The sequence below is a fragment of the Citrobacter sp. MGH105 genome (assembly GCF_001037485.2).
GTDB lineage: Bacteria > Pseudomonadota > Gammaproteobacteria > Enterobacterales > Enterobacteriaceae > Citrobacter > Citrobacter portucalensis.
Window position 1 is genome coordinate 601,285 of the sequence record NZ_CP073048.1, and the last position, 18,252, is coordinate 619,536.

The 18,252-nt window shown below is 52.3% G+C and carries 19 protein-coding genes; 4 read left to right on the forward strand and 15 right to left on the reverse strand.

Going from position 1 to position 18,252, the window contains the following annotated elements; genetic code table 11:
• Positions 1-23: 23 nt before the first annotated feature.
• The gene (locus tag SK35_RS02920) at positions 24-659 is read left to right on the forward strand and encodes an NAD(P)H-binding protein (RefSeq protein ID WP_003828632.1); all 636 of its coding nucleotides are present in this window, start codon (positions 24-26) and stop codon (positions 657-659) included.
• 87 nt (positions 660-746) lie between these two features.
• On the opposite strand, the gene dolP is transcribed toward SK35_RS02920, so the two are convergent.
• Genes dolP through SK35_RS02940 form a run of 4 tightly spaced genes read right to left on the reverse strand, consistent with a single transcriptional unit; the run spans position 747 to position 4,361 of the window.
• Positions 747-1,322 carry a division/outer membrane stress-associated lipid-binding lipoprotein gene (gene dolP / locus SK35_RS02925; protein WP_008785904.1) on the reverse strand — a complete coding sequence of 192 codons (576 nt, stop codon included), beginning with the start codon at positions 1,320-1,322 and terminating at the stop codon, positions 747-749.
• 9 nt (positions 1,323-1,331) lie between these two features.
• The gene (gene diaA, locus SK35_RS02930; RefSeq protein WP_003024948.1) at positions 1,332-1,922 is read right to left on the reverse strand and encodes a DnaA initiator-associating protein DiaA; all 591 of its coding nucleotides are present in this window, start codon (positions 1,920-1,922) and stop codon (positions 1,332-1,334) included.
• A 34-nt stretch (positions 1,923-1,956) separates the two neighbouring features.
• Entirely contained in the window at positions 1,957-2,352 is a 396-nt protein-coding gene (locus SK35_RS02935) for a YraN family protein (RefSeq protein ID WP_003828625.1), read from the reverse strand.
• The gene (locus SK35_RS02940) at positions 2,310-4,361 is read right to left on the reverse strand and encodes a penicillin-binding protein activator (protein ID WP_048215471.1); all 2,052 of its coding nucleotides are present in this window, start codon (positions 4,359-4,361) and stop codon (positions 2,310-2,312) included. Before SK35_RS02940 ends, SK35_RS02935 begins: the two co-directional genes overlap by 43 nt.
• Positions 4,362-4,424: 63 nt before the next feature.
• On the opposite strand from SK35_RS02940, the gene rsmI reads away from it, so the two are divergent.
• Positions 4,425-5,288, forward strand: coding sequence for a 16S rRNA (cytidine(1402)-2'-O)-methyltransferase (gene rsmI / locus SK35_RS02945; protein ID WP_048215472.1), 864 nt, complete (start codon positions 4,425-4,427; stop codon positions 5,286-5,288).
• A 55-nt stretch (positions 5,289-5,343) separates the two neighbouring features.
• Here the strand turns inward: rsmI and kbaY are convergent, their stop codons facing one another.
• From kbaY to kbaZ, 8 genes are all read right to left on the reverse strand, one after another.
• On the reverse strand, positions 5,344-6,225 hold the full coding sequence (kbaY, locus tag SK35_RS02950) for a tagatose-bisphosphate aldolase subunit KbaY (RefSeq protein WP_048215473.1): 882 nt from the start codon (positions 6,223-6,225) through the stop codon (positions 5,344-5,346).
• A gap of 12 nt (positions 6,226-6,237) precedes the next feature.
• The gene (locus tag SK35_RS02955) at positions 6,238-7,392 is read right to left on the reverse strand and encodes an AgaS family sugar isomerase (RefSeq protein ID WP_048215474.1); all 1,155 of its coding nucleotides are present in this window, start codon (positions 7,390-7,392) and stop codon (positions 6,238-6,240) included.
• A 301-nt stretch (positions 7,393-7,693) separates the two neighbouring features.
• Positions 7,694-8,827: an N-acetylglucosamine-6-phosphate deacetylase gene (nagA, locus tag SK35_RS02960; protein WP_048215475.1), complete on the reverse strand. Its 1,134-nt coding sequence runs from the start codon at positions 8,825-8,827 to the stop codon at positions 7,694-7,696.
• On the reverse strand, positions 8,824-9,258 hold the full coding sequence (agaF, locus tag SK35_RS02965; protein WP_048215476.1) for a PTS galactosamine/N-acetylgalactosamine transporter subunit IIA: 435 nt from the start codon (positions 9,256-9,258) through the stop codon (positions 8,824-8,826). The genes nagA and agaF overlap by 4 nt, the downstream gene beginning before the upstream one ends.
• Before the next feature lie 16 nt (positions 9,259-9,274).
• Positions 9,275-10,153: a PTS N-acetylgalactosamine transporter subunit IID gene (gene agaE / locus SK35_RS02970; RefSeq protein WP_003024929.1), complete on the reverse strand. Its 879-nt coding sequence runs from the start codon at positions 10,151-10,153 to the stop codon at positions 9,275-9,277.
• Complete coding sequence (gene agaW, locus SK35_RS02975) at positions 10,143-10,922, reverse strand: PTS N-acetylgalactosamine transporter subunit IIC (RefSeq protein WP_003839998.1); 780 nt, start codon at positions 10,920-10,922, stop codon at positions 10,143-10,145. Before agaW ends, agaE begins: the two co-directional genes overlap by 11 nt.
• Positions 10,923-10,932: 10 nt before the next feature.
• The gene (gene agaV / locus SK35_RS02980) at positions 10,933-11,406 is read right to left on the reverse strand and encodes a PTS N-acetylgalactosamine transporter subunit IIB (protein WP_003024925.1); all 474 of its coding nucleotides are present in this window, start codon (positions 11,404-11,406) and stop codon (positions 10,933-10,935) included.
• 19 nt (positions 11,407-11,425) lie between these two features.
• Complete coding sequence (gene kbaZ / locus SK35_RS02985) at positions 11,426-12,703, reverse strand: tagatose-bisphosphate aldolase subunit KbaZ (protein WP_008785897.1); 1,278 nt, start codon at positions 12,701-12,703, stop codon at positions 11,426-11,428.
• Positions 12,704-12,970: 267 nt separating this feature from the next.
• On the opposite strand from kbaZ, the gene SK35_RS02990 reads away from it, so the two are divergent.
• Together SK35_RS02990 and agaR are read left to right on the forward strand one after the other, a co-directional pair.
• Positions 12,971-13,777 carry a DeoR family transcriptional regulator gene (locus tag SK35_RS02990; RefSeq protein WP_003024922.1) on the forward strand — a complete coding sequence of 269 codons (807 nt, stop codon included), beginning with the start codon at positions 12,971-12,973 and terminating at the stop codon, positions 13,775-13,777.
• 323 nt (positions 13,778-14,100) lie between these two features.
• Positions 14,101-14,871: a transcriptional repressor AgaR gene (agaR, locus tag SK35_RS02995; RefSeq protein ID WP_003024920.1), complete on the forward strand. Its 771-nt coding sequence runs from the start codon at positions 14,101-14,103 to the stop codon at positions 14,869-14,871.
• 37 nt (positions 14,872-14,908) lie between these two features.
• Here agaR and SK35_RS03000 read toward each other — a convergent pair whose 3' ends face one another.
• Genes SK35_RS03000 through SK35_RS03010 form a run of 3 tightly spaced genes read right to left on the reverse strand, consistent with a single transcriptional unit; the run spans position 14,909 to position 18,247 of the window.
• Complete coding sequence (locus SK35_RS03000; protein ID WP_048215477.1) at positions 14,909-15,829, reverse strand: ROK family protein; 921 nt, start codon at positions 15,827-15,829, stop codon at positions 14,909-14,911.
• Between the two features lie 18 nt (positions 15,830-15,847).
• Positions 15,848-17,104 carry a Gfo/Idh/MocA family protein gene (locus tag SK35_RS03005; protein ID WP_042311212.1) on the reverse strand — a complete coding sequence of 419 codons (1,257 nt, stop codon included), beginning with the start codon at positions 17,102-17,104 and terminating at the stop codon, positions 15,848-15,850.
• A gap of 36 nt (positions 17,105-17,140) precedes the next feature.
• The gene (locus tag SK35_RS03010; protein ID WP_042311210.1) at positions 17,141-18,247 is read right to left on the reverse strand and encodes an ABC transporter ATP-binding protein; all 1,107 of its coding nucleotides are present in this window, start codon (positions 18,245-18,247) and stop codon (positions 17,141-17,143) included.
• Between the last annotated feature and the right edge of the window lie 5 nt (positions 18,248-18,252).

Below are 18,252 nucleotides of genomic sequence, written 5' to 3' on the forward strand. Positions count from 1 at the left end.
TGAAGACCTGGGGAAGATAAGCGATGAGTCAGGTGTTAATAACGGGAGCCACGGGGCTGGTGGGCGGACATTTGCTGCGTATGCTGCTCAATGAACCCCGGGTCAATGCCATCACGGCACCAACGCGTCGACCGCTGGCAGATACGGTTGGTATCTATAACCCCCATGATCCGCAGCTAACCGATGCTTTGGCACAGGTCACCGATCCGGTCGATATTGTCTTTTGTTGTTTGGGGACTACCCGGCGTGAAGCGGGCAGCAAAGAGGCGTTTATCCATGCGGACTACACGCTGGTGGTAGATACGGCCCTGACGGGACGTAGGTTAGGCGCCCAGCATATGCTGGTGGTGAGTTCGATGGGCGCCAATGCGAATTCACCGTTTTTTTATAATCGGGTGAAAGGTGAAATGGAGCAGGCGCTGATCGCGCAGAATTGGCCACGGCTGACGATTGTCCGGCCTTCAATGCTACTGGGTGATAGGGACAAACAGCGGACGAATGAGATGTTTTTAGCGCCGTTGTTCAGGTTGCTGCCGGGTAACTGGAAGTCGATTGAAGCGCGCGATGTTGCGCGGGCAATGCTGGCAGAAGCGCTGGCGCCTGGGCATGAAGGGGTTTCGATCCTGACCTCTTCCGAGCTACGCGAAAGGGCTAAATAAAAAAATGCCGGATGGCGCTGACGCTTATCCGGCCTACAAACGATTACGTTCTGTAGGCCGGATAAGATGCCACCATCTACAGGCGTGTTACTTAATAAACGTAAAGGCTGTCGTGACGCGTTTCACGCCGCTTACCCGGCTGGCGATATCCGCCGCCGCCTTCGCTTCACGCTCGGTCACCAGACCTAACAGGAACACTTCTCCGTTCTCAGTCGTTACTTTCACGTTAGAGGATTTCACCTGATCGCTGGTCAGTAACTGGGAACGTACTTTGGTGGTTATCCAGGTATCGTTGGACGCATCGCCCAGACCGATTGGCTGGCCCTGACGGATCTCATTAAAGACCTCAGTCGTACCTTCTACGCCCATCGCAATCTGTTTTGCTCGCGCAGACAGTTCGCTATTCGGCGACTGGCCGACCAGCAGCACTTTACCCTGATATGCGCTCACGTTGATTCGCGCTTCTTTCTTGATCTGGGCATCTTTCGACAATGCCGTATTGACGCGTAATTCCAGGGTACTGTCATCAACCTGGGTGCCGACACTACGAGGATCCGTCGCGGCTTTAGTCCCGACAGCTGCAGTTCCAACAACGGCGGCAGCGACACAGCCTTGCAGCAGCAGTGCAGCGATAATCACAGCAAGCGGCGAAAATGCCTTCATGTGTACTCCTTAATCATCCTGGTGAGGGAAAAGCGTGTTATCGATAAGATCGCAAAGGCAGTTGACCGTCAGCATGTGCATTTCCTGAACGCGGGCGCTGTGGTGTGAGGGAATACGGATTTCAACATCCTGTGGCCCCAGTAATCCGGCCAGTTCCCCTCCGTCATACCCGGTCAGCGCGACGATTGTCATGTCGCGTGTCACGGCGGCTTCAACGGCTTTTACGATATCGCGGCTATTACCACGCGTAGAGATTGCCAGCAGAACATCACCTGCATGTCCCAGCGCACGGACTTGTTTTGCATAAACTTCGTCGTGCAGGCGATCGTTGGCAATCGCAGTTAAGACCACATTATCAGTGTTTAGTGCAATCGCAGGTAAACTTGGGCGTTCTGTTTCAAAACGATTGATCATGCTGGCAGCAAAATGCTGTGCGTTGGCAGCGGACGTCCCATTACCACAACAGAGAATTTTGTTGCCATTGAGCAGGGACTGAACCAGCGTCATGGCGGCACGGGAGATTGCATCCGGAAGTGCTTCAGCCGCAGCTATCTGAGTTTGAATGCTTTCTGTAAAGCAGACTTTAATTCTATCTAACACGCTAATCCTTAAGAACCAGGCTCTGAATCTTCAACTATGAGCGGTCGTTGAACGCGTCCTTAAACCACTCAACATCATTTCCGGTGAAGGCTAACACATCGAACCGGCAATCCACAGTATCAAAACTCCCATTGTGGCGCGCAAGCCACAAGCGGGCGGTCTGTAATAATTTGTGTTGTTTGCTCCGGGTCACACTCGCCGCCGCACCGCCGAACTGTGCTGAGCGTCGGTAGCGAACCTCAACAAATACGGTGGTGTTGCCTTCACGCATTATCAGGTCGATTTCGCCACCACGTTCACGCACGTTGGCGGCGATAAAATGCAGTCCCTTGCTCAGCAGCCAGTCACGCGCGGTGGATTCCCACGCGTCACCGGTCTGTTTACTCGTTAACTGGCGGGGACGACTTGTCCTTGCTGGTATTTGAGCCATGATAACTTCCTGTTAATCACACAATCCTGCGTTGCGGTTAAGGCCCCGGTATTACCGTTAATTTCGAAACCCTGCACCTGACGCATTTGCGAGAAGTGGTTGGCAAGCGACCAGGCATCGACACCCATGGCATACATACGCGCCAGCGAGTAGTCGTTACGAACCGCGTCAAGCGCCTGCTGCATAAGAGGTGCGTTAGCGCCTGCCAGCATCGGAATTTCGCTGTACTGCAAGCCTTCCATCTCCAGACGGAAATCCGGGCCGGCAGTGCCCTGCGCACTACGAGAGCTGGCGTACAGCGTTGCTCCGCTCTGGCTGCCGTTGCGCATGGCGATCATCGGCTTAATAAATGCAATTTCTTCCGGCGTCGCCAGAATATACACGGCATCAACACGACCGCTGCCGCCGGTGATTTGTGCATCGGTAGGTGCTGCCGGGATGGTCAGACCGCCAATCGTTACGCCGGGTTGGGCTGGCACAGAGGAGGCCACAGGGCTGCCTGTCAGGGAAATCCCTGAGCCGCCGTTGACGCCCATTTTAAGTTCAGCGGTGGAGCCGAACTTCTGCTGCAATACCACGCCGCCACTCAGTTTTTGCCATTCCTGTGCAAAGGCGTTGGCAACGCGATCGCCTAATGAACTCCGTGGAATCAACAACAGCGGCGTCTGTTTTCCTTGATCGCGGATGTGGCGCGCGGCGTCGCGCGCTTCATCTTCTGGCGACAGGGCGAAGTAGCAGACATTCGGCAGATTTTTCACCGACTCCGGCTGGTTAAGCGCCAGGACGTTCAATGGCGTGTTGCTTTTCATCAGCTCTTCAACATTGTTCTTCAACAGTGGGCCAACCACGATGCTGGCGCCATCCTGCTGAACCTGAGTCAGGATCTGGTTCAGCGGCTGTGATGAAGTGTCGTAGATTTTCAGCTCAGCGGATGGATTCGCCGGTGCACTGGCGGTTGTTGGCTGAGCGGGTGCTGCGGGCTGCACAGCAGGTGTTTCTGGCTGAGCCGGCGTCTCGTTGGTCAGATCGCTTACTGACGCCTGAGACGGGCTGGCAACGCCGTCAGTCGTTTGCGGCTGTTCTGTGGTGGTCGCGGCAGCTGGAACTGCGGCAGGTGCGACAGCAACAGGGGCTGCGACAGGTTGAGTGCCCATGTTTTTCGCAGCTTCAAAGCCTTGCTGAATAGTCCGGCCAAATACAGCGGCCTGACCGTTCAGTGGTAACAGCAGGGCGATTTTGCTGGTGGAGGCGGGCTTAAAGCTCTGCACGTTAACCAACTGTGTTGGTAACAGTTTTGCCCCTGGGTTTTGCGGATAACGTTTCTGCCAGTCCGCAATACCGGCTTTCATCATGTCCGGATCGTTACGGTTATCGAACCAGACGCGCTGGAGATCCAGCCAGCCTTGCAGCACGTTTTCATCAGCATTGATGACCAGCGCTTGCGCTTGCTCCTGGGTCATGGACGACAGCGCCTGCCAGGTGGCGTCCATATTTTTCTGCTTAGCATTCGCGGCCAGCAGCGGTTCCTGGGCGATCAGGGCGCGCAGCAGCGTCAGAGACGGGCGACCCTGGTTGACGTCGATTTGCGCCTGCCAGTAGCGTGCCTGTTGGTTTTGATCGAAATCGGCGGGAGTTAACTTATCCAGCAGGGCCTGTGCGCCAGCGACATCTTTCTGCGCGAGCTTAATCTCGACGGCCAGCAGTGACTGCTCACGACGCTGGGCATCGCTTAGCTTCTGCGGTAGCTGGTTAAACAGTTCGATAGCCTGCTGGCTCTTGCCTTCTTTCAGCAGTGCACGAATGGCGAGTAATTGCCAGTTGGTCTTGCTATCATCAGAGCTTTGCTGCATTTGTTGCAGATAAAAGCCGGAATCAGCCTGCGCAGTGCCCTGCATATGGGCTGCACTCTGGTCTGGCGCCTGGGTGCCACAGCCTGCGAAAATCAGTGCTGCCAGAATGACTGGTAGCGCGCGTGCGGCTTTCAAACGAGAAAATGTTGAGGGTACCATACTGTATCCAGTGATATTTTTTTACTCAATGCTCAATATTAAATCGGCAATACGGACGACACAATGAAACAACACGAATCGGCGGATAATTCTCAAGGCCAACTCTTTATTGTACCTACTCCTATAGGAAATTTGGCTGATATTACCCAACGAGCGCTCGAAGTTTTACAAGCCGTTGATTTGATTGCCGCTGAAGACACTCGTCATACAGGATTATTGTTACAACACTTCGCGATTAACGCGCGTCTGTTCGCGCTACATGACCACAACGAGCAGCAAAAGGCCGAAACGCTGGTCGCGAAGCTCAGAGAAGGACAAAACATTGCGCTGGTTTCCGATGCCGGAACGCCGCTGATTAACGATCCTGGCTACCATCTGGTGCGTACCTGTCGCGAAGCGGGGATCCGCGTTGTTCCTCTGCCTGGTCCTTGTGCGGCGATTGCTGCCCTGAGCGCTGCAGGTCTGCCTTCAGACCGTTTTTGCTATGAAGGATTTCTGCCTGCGAAATCAAAAGGCCGCCGCGATGCGATGAAAGCCATTGAAGCAGAACCGCGTACGCTTATTTTTTATGAATCTACCCACCGCTTGCTGGATAGCCTGGAAGACATGGTTGCCGTCTGGGGCGAATCCCGTTACGTGGTACTGGCGCGCGAGCTGACCAAAACCTGGGAAACTATTCACGGCGCACCAGTTGGCGAACTGCTGGCGTGGGTCAAGGAAGATGAAAACCGTCGTAAGGGCGAAATGGTGCTGATTGTCGAAGGGCATAAAGCGCAAGAAGATGACCTCCCGGCTGATGCGCTGCGTACGCTGGCCTTATTGCAGGCAGAACTGCCGCTGAAAAAGGCCGCCGCGCTGGCTGCTGAAATCCATGGCGTGAAAAAGAATGCGTTGTATAAGCACGCGCTGGAACAGCAGGGAGAGTAAGCCCGATTGCTGATGGCCAAACCGACAAGGGTATGGCCATTAGCTAACACAGTGCTTAAGACTGAGCGGCAGTTTCACTGATTAATAAGCGGTTTGCTGACCCGCATACAGTGATTTTGCTACGCACCACTTCTTTCATCGCATCCATACCGACCCGCATGTAATAGCGAGGATCGTTGCCCTGCGGATTCTCCGCAAACCACGCTTTGACCGCATCGGCAAAAGCGATTTTCAGTTCGGTCGCGACGTTAACTTTGCAAACGCCAAGCTCGATCGTGCGGCGGACGTATTCGTCAGGGACATCGCTTGCGCCATGCAGCACCAGCGGAACGTCGACTACCTCACGAATTTCACCCAGCCGCTGGAAATCGATTTTGGGTGTTTTGGTGTACAAACCGTGTGCTGTGCCGATGGCAACAGCAAGGCTATCTACGCCAGTACGCTCAACAAACCGTTTAGCTTCTTGTGGATCGGTGAGGAAGGCGCTTTCTGCATCCACACTCATATCATCTTCTACGCCACCGAGGCGACCCAGCTCAGCTTCCACGCTGCAATCTTTGGCATGGCAAAAATCCACAACGGATTTCACCAGCTTCACGTTTTCTTCAAACGGAAAGTGGCTGCCGTCAATCATTGCGCTGCGCACTCCTGCATTCACTTTACGACGAATGTCGTCCAGCGACTCATGGTGATCGAGGTGCAGCGCCAGCGGTATACCGTAGCTGGTGGAATAAGCGCTGCACAGCGCGTAGATCTCTTCCAGCGCGATATGCTTAAAGGTACCCGGCGTTCCTGCCAGGATCACCGGCGATTGCATTTCATTGCACACTTCAAGGATCGCCTGGATCGTTTCGGCGTTATGAATGTTAAAGGCGGGTACGGCATAGCCCTTTTTTTGGGCATCCAGCAGGAGGTATTTCGTGGAAATAATGCTCATAAAACGATCCTTTTAGGCGTTCCAGGGATGAATAACAACGCCCTGTACAACGCGGTTCACAGTGCCGCTGGCAGAAGGCGTATCCGGTGTATTGCCGATATTGATGGATTGCGTCAAAGCAAAAACCTGGGCGTAGATCAGGAAGCAGAACGCCAATTCCATATCGATGAAAGAGCGTGCTGGCGGCAGCAGAATATGTGGGCCTGCTTCAATCACCTCATGGGTTTGTGCGGCAATCGCGACAACCCGCAATGCCTGCCGATCGCGGCGTAACTCTGCCAGCAGATCGAGATCGTATTGACGTGTATACGGATGGCTGGAAACAAAGACCACTACCAGCGTTTCGTTATCAACCAGTGACTTTGGACCGTGACGAAAGCCTGTCGGGGAGTCATAGAATGCGGCCAGTTTGCCTGCAGTCAGCTCCAGGACTTTCAGTGCCGATTCCCGCGCTGCTCCCTGTAATCCACCGCTACCGAGGTAAACGATCCGTTTCCAGGGTTCATTGCCAAATACACCGTCGCTGAAATCGCCCAGCGAAGTCAGAATCGCCTGGCACCGATCGGCCACGTCACGGAAGGTCTGGCTGTTGATTTTCTCTGGGGCAAATACTGCCAGGCAGCTGGCCATCATGGTGGTAATGCTGCTGGTCATCGCGAAGCCACGATCATGTGTCTCTGCGGGCATTAACAGAGCAAAGGCATTGTCGCTTGCAACTGCGTTTTGATAGAGGCTACCTGCTTCGTTGCAGGTGATCGGCAGGTGATAACACTCAGGCACAAACTGATTAGCCAGTTCCACTGCTGCAACGCTTTCAGGGCTGTTACCTGAGCGAGCGAAAGAAATGAGCAGCAGCGGATGTGCGGGATTCAGGTAATCCATCGGATTGGTGACCAGATCGGTGGTCGGCACAGCGCTGATGTTTTTACCGGTATAGCTTGCCAGCCAGGGGGCGATGATGTCGCCAATGAATGCTGATGTTCCAGCCCCGGTCAGTATGATCCGCAGATCGTTTTTGCGCAGTAATGGCGCGAGAAAGCTGTCAATGGCAGATCGAATGTTGTCGATATTCGTAAGGGAACGGATCCAACTGGCAGGTTGTTGACGGATCTCTTCTTCGGTCCAGGTGCCCGTTACCGCGGTAACAGGGGTATAGGTTTCTGGCATAACTTAAGTCCTTAGTCTTGTAAATTCCACATAAGACGCTGGCGAGAATGTCGCTATCTTTCGTTTCGTTTCACTTGTTCATCTCGTCGATTGATTAAAATCTATAGGAAAGAAATCGAAAGAGCAATAATTCAAAATGAAATAAAACGAAATTTGTGATCGTGAGAACGAAAGGTGTAGTTATCTTATTGATCTATAAGAAGTAGGTTTGTTGTAGGATGGTTAGATATTTACTCAAGCGAAAGGAAAAGAAAGGCCTTGCGATCGAAGACCGCAGGCCAACACGAGACAAAATGAAAGGTCAAAGGGGGAGAGCCTGACCCTGAATCCAGATCTGTTGTAAATGTAGCCCGCTATTGAGCGCGATCGCGTCTGCACGTTTTCCCACTGCTAACGATCCCAGTTGGCGATCGATACCCAACAGACGTGCGGGGTGGAGAGAGGCCATATGAATTGCCTCTTCTGCCGTTATCCCGGTGAGCTCAACCATATTACGTACGGCTGCGTCAACCGAGAGCGTGCTACCAGCAAGGCCACCGGAAGCGGTACGCACAATACCACTGTGCATTTCCACCTCCTCACCGCAGAGCGTATAGCGTCCGTCTGGCATTCCTGCAGCCTGCATGGCATCAGTGATCAGCACCAGTCTGTCTTTGGCGCAACAGCAGCAGAGCTTCATGGCCGCCGGGTGGACATGGTGTCCGTCAGCGATAAGTTCCAGCCAGGCGCGAGGGTCGGTTAACCCTGCGCCAACCATTCCTGGCTCCCGATGATGTAAACCGGTCATACCGTTATAGCAGTGAACCAGTCCGTCAGCGCCGGCGTCAAAGGCTGCGCGGGTTTGTTCCAAGGTAGCTGCGCTGTGTCCCAGCATCACCCGTACGTTGCGCTGCTTCAGATGTTCGATGGCCTGCAATGCACCGGGTTTTTCTGGTGCCAGCGCAACGACGCGCAATGTTTGCTGGGAAATCGCAATCAGTTCATCCAGCTCCCTGAGCTCCAGTTCCCTGAAGAGCTCAGGCGGATGCGCCCCTTTGTTCTGCGGCGTAAAGTACGGACCTTCAAGATAACTACCCAGTACCTGCGCGCCGGGCCCGCCGGAATGGTAGCGATGGGCAATACGTTTCAACGCCCGGTGAATATCTGGTAATGGGGCGGTGACGGTGGTGGGTAGCCAACTGGCTACCCCTTCACGTGCTTTGTGCATCGCCAGTTTGTCGAGCGTATCCGGTGCTTCATCCATCACATCGGCACCCGCGCCCCCGTGTACGTGGGTATCAATGTATGCCGGACAGAGCAGTTCAGCATCGCGGACCATAACGCCGGAAGGAATTGGCTCTATTGCCGCAATGATACCGTCTTCAATATGCAATTGATGATCGTCCAGCCAGCCCTGTTCGGTCAGTAGACGTCTGGCGCGCAGTAGCAGTGTCATATCCCTTCCTCAACGGGCTTTTCCTCACGGCAGCGTCCCAGCTCGTCCACCAGGCTGGTTAAACCCCGGTGCCCGCATTCCAGCGCCTGCAAACGAAACGCTTCGCTGCTCAGGCCGTCGCGCTCCAGCACCATCTCCAGTAGCAGTTGTAGATTGGTACCGGTGATCACTTCAGTACCTTGCCTTTGCATGGCTAGCGTGGAAGCGACGCGAAATGGCGTCCCGCCCAACAGGTCGGTCAGAAACACGATGTCTTGCTGCGCATCCAGTTCACCCACCGCCTGCTCAAGTTGTGAGGTGAGCAAGGCAGTGGTTGAGGTTTCCGGAAAGTCGATGGCAATGAACTGAGTCTGCTCACCCAGAATCTGTTTCATCGCTTTTTCCATTCCGCTGGCAAACCCGCCATGACCCGTCAAAATAATACCTAACATCTACAACCCCTTATATTTACAGGAAATGACAGAACTTACCTACGACGCCGAGCACCACGGTAATGGCGATAAGGCGCAGAGGACTCCAGCCACGGCGGACCAGCCAGAACATGGTTAATGTGTAGACCAGCGGTAAAAAAGCAGGCATCAGCTTGTCTATCACGTCTGTTTGCAGTTTCACTACCGCATCGCCAGCAGTGATTTCCAGCGTAGTGCTCAGGCGAACATAGGTCGCTACCAGCGCACCGATCACCGTCATCCCTACGATGGATGCCGCATGTCCAACCTTTTTGGTGTTAGCTTTAATCAGCGGAATGGCAGCAACGCCCATTCGATAAGCATAGTGTGCCAGCCCAAAGCGCAGACCAAGATGAACCACGTTGAACATAACAATAAAGACAACTGCACCAAGAATAGAGCCTTGCAGCGCCAGGCTGGCCCCGATACCGCCGCAAATAGGCAGTAACGTTAACCAGAACATGGCATCGCCGATGCCGCCAAGCGGCGCACCCACGGCAATCTTGGTGCTTTGAATACTGTTCACATCCTGCTTGGAGCGTTCCATCGCCAGGATAATCCCGATAACAAACGTGACCAGGAACGGGTGCGTGTTGAAGAAGCCCATATGGCCTTTCATCGAACGCGCCAGATCGCGCTTATTGGTATGGATCTTTTTCAGAGCAGGTAACAGGCCGTACAGCCATCCTGATGCCTGCATACGTTCGTAGTTAAAAGAGGCCTGCAACAGCATTGAACGCCAGGCAACACGGTTGATATCTTTTTTCGTCAGCTCGGCACCGATATTCTGGTCTTCGTAGACGTTTTCATTGGTGCCGGACAGCAGCGTTTCTTCGGTTTCGGAAACGTTCGGCAGAGCAGTTTGATTAGATGCCATCTTCGAATTCCTCTTTTTGTGCTGCGGGAGCTGTAGGTTCAGGTGATTTACGCAGAAAATCGATCAGCGCCATTGCCAGTGCTGCGGCGGCGATCGCCAGCACAGGGAGTTTGAGCCAGGCTGCGGCTACAAAACCCAGGATGAAGTAGGGGATATAGACGTTTTTCATCATGATTTTCAGCAGTACGGCGAAGCCGATAGCTGGCATGATGCCGCCTGCCACACCCAGGCCGTCAATCAGACGCGTTGGCAGAACATCTATCGCGGTTTTGGCATGTTCCGCACCAAAGTAAATCGGCAGGAACGCGCATAAAAAGTAGAAGGTCCCCAACGCGAGCAACGCCAGATAGTTGACCCGCTCAATCCCGGCGGTATCGGCATTCGCTGCCATGCGATCGCAGCGAGCCATCACCCCGGACATCACAGAGAACAGGAAGGTAATCCCCATCTGTACTGCTACGGCGAACGGTACCGCCACACCTACGGCAACTTCAGGTTTCACTCCGGTCGTTATGGCAAACGTGGTTCCCACGATAGTGCCGATAATAACGTTTGGCGGTTGAGCTCCCGCTAGTGGGGCAAGACCCATCCACACCAGTTCCAGCGTGCCACCTGTTAAAATACCGGTATGCAGATCGCCCAGAATCAGGCCGACCAGCGGCCCGAGAACAACCGGGCGGTGCATGTGCGTTAACCCGTTGAACATATCCAGGCCTGCAATAAAGGCGAGAATACCCAACGCAAAAGCCTGCAACAGACTGATTTCCATTGTGAATCCCTCAGAGAAGTTTATAGAGGTCCTGGGCGGGTTCTGTTGGAACGCCCTGAACGAAGCATTCCACTCCAGCGGCTTTGAGCCCGTTGAACGCCGTAATATCGGCAGCGTCTACAGAAACCGTTTTGGCGATTTGTTGCTTGCCGTTGGCGTAGTGCATATTGCCAACGTTGATACGGTTAACAGGAACACCGCCTTCGACCAGACGGAAGAAATCCGCAGGCGATTTGCAGACCAGCAGAATTTTCTGGCGATCGGCGGCACGGTGAATATTGTCGATCACTTTTTGTAGTGACCAGAAGCGTACGGCGATCCCTTCTGCCAGTACCATTTCCATCAGGTTTTGCTGCACTGGATCTTCAGCCACCTCATCATTAGCGACCAGCACCAGGTTTGCCCCCGCAAACCCGACCCATTGCACACCAACCTGACCGTGAATCAGACGTTCATCAATGCGACTTAATACAATGTTTGGCATGGTATTTTTCTCTTTTTTGTTATGCGTTACGATCTGGAGCACCCAGGCAGGCGCAGTGATATTGCTGCAGTATGTCCTGAATATGGTTAATGATGAGTTCTCGCGGCGTGGCGCTGAGATCTCCCTCGCGCACTTTTACGTACTGCAAGGGTAAATACTGGCTAATCAGCGGTAGTGGAATGGGGTCGTCCGCCAGGTTACGTACCAGACGTTCAAATGCTTCATCAATCTGGCTGTCCGGCCAGTAGTAACGAACCCGATCAGAGTAGCTGTATCCACGGGCCAGACGGCGTGCGTTGCCATCACCGTGATAATGGCTCTGCCAGTACTCTGGTCTATCAAGCATTACGCTTTCCAGCACATGTCGCAGGCCCGAGCTGGCTTTTGCAGGCAGCAATTCTTCTTCAATGGCAGCTAACGAAAACAGCGCTTCGCGCAGGGCGAAGGTAAGCGCGGGTCCCACTTTCAGAATAGCGAAGTGGTCTATCACCAGTTGGCGCAAGGACTGTGGCGTTTGGTAATCGGTAGAATGCGCTTCAAAAACCAGCGTGTCGTAGTCTTCCACCATTTTGCTGAGTGCCACGGCTTTCTGCGGTTGATAATCAATGATGTGCGTGTGGTCGAATTCAACGCCAGGTTGCACGACCAGGGCGATAATACGTGCCCATATACCTTCCAGCCCGCGCTTTTCAAAGGCGTGATAGTGGGCCTGCAGCGTTGCACGTGCGGCATCTGGTGTTGTTACCGCCAGTTCGGTTAACGCTTCGTGTGCGCCACCAGGAACCGGAACTTCTGTGCCAATCACATAGACCAGGTCAGACTCGCCAAAATGTGCCATACAGGTTTCTTCGGCGACTTTGGCCAGGCGTGCGGCGCGCTCAGCGACGATTTCATCCGTCAGTGGAACCGGGTCGTTGGCACAAGACATGCTGCAATCGAGGTGGATTTTTTTAAAGCCTGCGGCGACATAGCTCTTGATCAGATCGTCAGCATTGGCCATTGCCTGTTCCGCAGGCAGATTTTGCCAACGGTTTGGCCCGAGATGGTCTCCGCCGAGAATCAGCATATCCTGAGAAAAATCAAGCGAGTCGGCTAATCGGCAGACAAAACTGCGAAAATCGGCTGGCGTCATACCTGTATAGCCGCCAAACTGGTCAACCTGATTAGAGGTTGCTTCGATCAACAGCGGTGTATGATTGGCATGGGCGTAGCGTATTGCGGCTTCCAGTACGATTGGATGCGCGGAACAAACGGCATAAATCCCGTTTGCCTTCCCCCGTTTATGCTGCTCGACCATTTTAGTTAGATGTTTCACTTTCCTCTCCAGGTCAGATTACTGCGACATCAATCTTTCGTTTTGTTTCATTTAATACTGCATCATGGTGTTATAAAAATAAAACGAAAGATAATAGTTTTCCGATCTGTTTCACAAAAGAAACACAATGAAAGGTTTCAGCGTAAGTTCGTCCGGCTCTTCCCTGCTTGCGGGGCTTGCATTCGCGTAAAAGAAAGGCGTTAATAGATAAAACGAAATAAAACGAAAGGTTCAACTAAAGGATTTCTTATGAGTAACACCGAGTCCTCTGCAGATAAGCGCGTTATTGGCACCAGCGAAAGACGTGAGCAGATCATCCAGCGGTTACGGCAGCAGGGAAGCGTTCAGGTTAACGATCTCTCCTTATTTTTTGGCGTCTCCACGGTCACTATTCGCAACGACCTCGCTTTTCTGGAAAAGCAGGGGATTGCGGTACGTGCCTATGGCGGAGCGCTGATTTGCGAAAGCAATGCGCCTGTTGTGGAGCCTTCTGTTGAAGATAAGAGTTCACTTAATACGGCAGTAAAACGCAGTATTGCCAGAGCCGCCGCAGAGTTGATTCAACCGGGACACCGCGTGATCCTTGACTCCGGTACCACGACCTATGAAATTGCCCGCCTGATGCGCCAGCATACTAATGTCATTGCTATGACCAACGGTATGAATGTCGCCAATGCGCTACTGGAAGCCGAAGGGGTTGAGCTGCTGATGACCGGCGGTCATTTGCGTCGTCAGTCACAATCGTTTTATGGCGATCAGGCTGAGCAGTCGCTACAAAATTATCACTTCGACATGCTGTTTCTTGGCGTTGATGCTATTGATTTAGAGCGTGGTGTTAGCACGCACAACGAAGATGAAGCGCGTCTCAACCGTCGGATGTGTGAAGTGGCTGAACGTATTATTGTTGTTACCGACTCGACGAAGTTTAACCGCTCCAGCCTGCATAAGATCATTGATACCCAGAGGATCCATACCATCATTGTTGATGAAGGTATCCCAGAGGAGAGTTTGCAGGAACTACGCCGCAGCGGTGTTGAAGTGATCATTGTTGAGTAGTCCCGCTCTAAAATTCAAAAATGTGATCCCATTCAATTAAACAAAAACAAACCATAAGCGAGCTTTTTTAGTAGCTCGCTTTCGTTTTTTTCATGCTTACCGTCCCTTTCTCGCATCTTACCCGTTTTGAGTCTTTTCATTTTTTCGGTTTTCTTCGTTTCGGTTTGCTAAAACGAAAGAAAATAGTCAGTTTTGGTTAAATTAAACGCTGAGTCTGTGCGCACAAATTCACCTTATTGCTTCTGATGTAATATATTCAAAAGAAAACGAAAGTGCTAAAGCGCTAAAACAAAACAACATGAATATTTGATGGAGCAATAGAAATGCTGGATAACTTAAGACGTCGCGAGCAAATAATTGATCTGCTGTGCGATCAGGGTAGCGTTCGTGTCGAGCCACTGAGCGTCCATTTTGGTGTGTCATCGGTCACGATCCGCAACGACTTACGTTATCTGGAGCAGAAAGGATGCGTCATGCGCTCCTACGGCGGGGCGGTTCTCAATCAGCACTTTGCCCTTGACCGGCCTTTGCAGGATAAGGACCGGCTGAATCGCGATGTGAAAACGCGTATTGCCGAAAAAGCAGCCAGCTTTGTGAAAGATGGTGACACGTTAATCCTCGATTCCGGTTCGACCACCACGCTCATTCCTCCAATGCTAAAGAATCGCCGCGATCTGGTGGTGATGACCAATGCGCTCAACATTGCGTGGGAGCTGGCGAATTTTGAGCGCGTAGACGTCATGATCCTGGGAGGGAACGTCAGGCAAAGCGTCTATTCATTGTATGGCCCTTCAGCAGAACACCAGCTCAGACAATACCGGTTTGATAAGCTTTTTTTGGGCGTTGATGGATTCTGCCTGGAAGCAGGGATAACCACGCCACATCCGGGAGAAGCGCATCTGAATCAGGTAATGTGTGAGGTTGCACAGGAGGTCACGGTAGTCGCTGACTCCAGCAAGTTTGGCCGCAAAAGTTTCTGTATGATTAGCGAAATCAGCGGGATTGACCGGGTGATTACCGACAGCGGTATCCCTGAAAATTATCACCGGACGTTAATCCAGCTTGGGGTGGATGTGGTGATTGCGGATGAATAACTGAAATTGCTGGCGAGATTTTCTCGCCAGCAGTGTTTTAGTGGGTCAGCGTACCCTGTTCAACCAGCAGCAATGCGGCACCGCGAACCCCGCTGGATGCACCATGGATGGCCGGGAATACGCGGGCAGGCTCTAATCCCGGGAACAAGTAACGTGACATGGACTGCGGCAGTAACGTATAAATTTCCTCGATGTTGGAAACTCCACCGCCGAGAACAAAAGCATCGACATCCAGAATCAACTGCAATTGCGCCAGCGTACAACCCAACATATCAATCCATGCTTCTATGGTAGTAACGGCGCTGGCATTGCCATGACGATAATGCTCCAGCAGGGTCTCCATTTTGAGTTGTTCTCCACTGAAGTGTTTGTGGAGCCACAGTAAACCAGGACCGGATTGATAGCGTTCCAGACACCCTTGTAAGCCACAGCCGCACTTCAACTCCGGCAAGTGATAACGACGCATAAACGTTGCCGGAAGCGGTAAATGGCCGAACTCACTGGCCATTCGGTTGCGACCCCGATACAACTGACCGTCAATGACTAACCCTCCACCCATGCCGGTGCCAATAATGGCACCAAAAATTCGGGAGAACTGGCGAGCCTGCTGGGTATGGGCTTCCGAGAGTGCAAAACAGCAGCAGTCATTGTCCAGTTCAACCGAACGATTGAGGCGGTGGGCCAGATCGTTCATCACCTGGCGTCCTGTGAGGCAAGGCACGTTAGATGACAGTAATTTTCCGGTATGTCTGTCCATAAGACCGGGCATGCCGATGCCAATTTTTCCTTGCGTTCCAGTCGCCCAGTCGGCGGTATCAATAAGTGAAGTAAAGGTCGAAAGAAAGAGTTCATAATCCTGCACTGGCGTGGCGACGCGCTTACGCCAGCAAACTTGCATTTCCTTATCAAAAGCGACAATTTCAGTTTTGGTTCCACCAATATCAACACCGTAAAACATGCCTCATCTCCTCCGGCTTCACAGCGTAACCAGACAGTTTTCCTTGCGAGCGCGCTCTGCGGCAAAGACCATTAAGTGACTTTCCAGTGATTCATCTGGGCCAGAAAGAATCATATTTTGATCGTTGGCCATCACTGCGTGGATAAAGCGATCCATCAGATAGTAATCGCCACCACCATGCCCCCCCATCTGGGTTTGTGTGCCAGCGGCGATCTCCTCGATCTGATGCACTGTTTCTTTGTCTGTCAGGAAATCAAACACCCGGATTTGCTCGCCATCACCTTCCAGATAACCTCTGGTGCCAAACAGGCGCGTTTTTCGATCTTCCATTTTGGTAAACGCGGTCATGGTAAAGGTCACTGTCTGTTGGTGGGCAAAACGTAAGTTAACAACCTGATGATCCACCACATCATTATCACAACGATAAACGCAACGACCATAAGGCCCATCGCGCAGCGCCTGGCGAACATTCTCTTCGCTAGGATCTGCAGTCAGCACCCGACGGAAGTGTGGAGTGCATTTGTGGTTTTCACCCAGATAAATTTTGCAGGCAGACCAGGGACAGGTTGCTTCAACCTGACAATCAAGGCAGCGGTCGGCGGCACCAGCAGGCTGATTCTCTTTCACAAAGTGACTCAGGCTACCAAATGATCCTACGTCCTGGCAGTTGTCGCTCATGATGTAGCGGATCCAGTCCAAATCATGACAGGATTTCTGTAACAACATAAATGACGATTCTGCTTCATTGCGCCAGTTACCACGTACAAACGAGTGCGCCTGATGCCAGTAACCTACGGGTTCGAGATGCTGCATGCTGACAATATCGCCAATTACGCCATCATCAAGCAGTGATTTCAGCTTTTGCGTATAGCGGGTGTAACGCAGGACGTGCGCGACGGCCAGTAATACGTTGTTGCGTTTGACCGCATCAATAATGATCCGGCAATCTTCTGGCGTAGGGGCGAGCGGTTTTTCCAGTAGAATGTGATAGCCGAGATTAGCAAACGCCACGGCAGGGTCTTTGTGCATATTATCCTGCGTGCAAATAAGTACCACATCGGCCATTTTGGGTTGGGCCGCAGCTTCTTGCCAGTCGCAAAACACGTTATTTGGGTCAATCTTATGCTGTGCGACAAACTGCTGGCGGTATGCCTCTCTGGGCTCGGCAACGCCTACCACCTGCATTCTGTCTGGATGTTCAAGCGCATAGCGAGAATATATTTCTCCGCGCGCACCAGCCCCTACCACTAATACGGTCACTTTATTCGCACACATATAAACCTCTCATTTTTCACTTAGCCTGAATAACGGTCAGACCAAATTTTCTTCATGTTTTTTATCAAACAAAAAGGCGGCTTCCAGATTAAATTTCACTTTGATAGATTCACCGGGAAGTGGGGTCCAGTCGGGTGAGGAGTTAATACGTAAGATCATATGTTGCTCACCAATATCAAAATGCAGAAGGTCTTCGTTGCCCATCCTTTCTACGTTGGTAATGTGCGCATCGAACGCCGAGGCATCATGCTGCGAGGCTAACTGAATGGCCTCTGAGCGGATGCCAAACCAGACGCTGGAGTGCGGATATTGCTCCAGTAGGTTACTCAAGCGCGTATTTAGTGGCAGGATTAAATTATCAGCCAGGCGCAGGCCACGAGTGCTGGGGTCAATATCAAGCAGCATAATATTCATTGCCGGATTACCAATAAAACCAGCAACAAATTTATTCCTGGGGTGATGGTAAATATTCCCTGGGGTATCCACCTGCATAATACGACCGCCATTTAGAACGCAAATTCTGTCTCCCATCGTCATCGCTTCAATCTGATCGTGCGTGACGTACACCATGGTTGCGCTCACGCCTTCGTGACGCAGTTGTCGATGCAGTTCTGTCAGCCGCACGCGCATTGAAACACGCAGTTTTGCATCCAGGTTGGACAGCGGCTCATCAAACAAAAAAACGTCTGGCTTACGCACGATGGCCCTGCCAACGGCTACGCGCTGGCATTGACCGCCCGAAAGCTGACCGGGCTTTTTGTCGAGCAATGTTTCGATTTCCAGCTTGTGTGCAGCTTCCCGGACGCGGATATCAATCTCTTCTTTGCTCATTTTCCCTAACAGACTGAATGCCATATTTTTATAAATCGTCATGTGGGGATAGAGGGCATAATTCTGGAAGACCATGGCAACGCCTCGCTCCTTTGGTAGCAGGTCGTTGACGCACTTCTCTCCGATTGCGATATGGCCATGAGTGATATCTTCCAGACCTGCAATCATGCGTAGCAGCGTTGATTTGGCGCAGCCAGATGGCCCGACAAACACCATGAATTCGCCGTCGTGGATTTCAAGATCAACGCCATGGATCGCCTGAAAGCCATTGGGATAGACTTTGCTTACTGCCTGTAATTGAATACCTGACATAACAC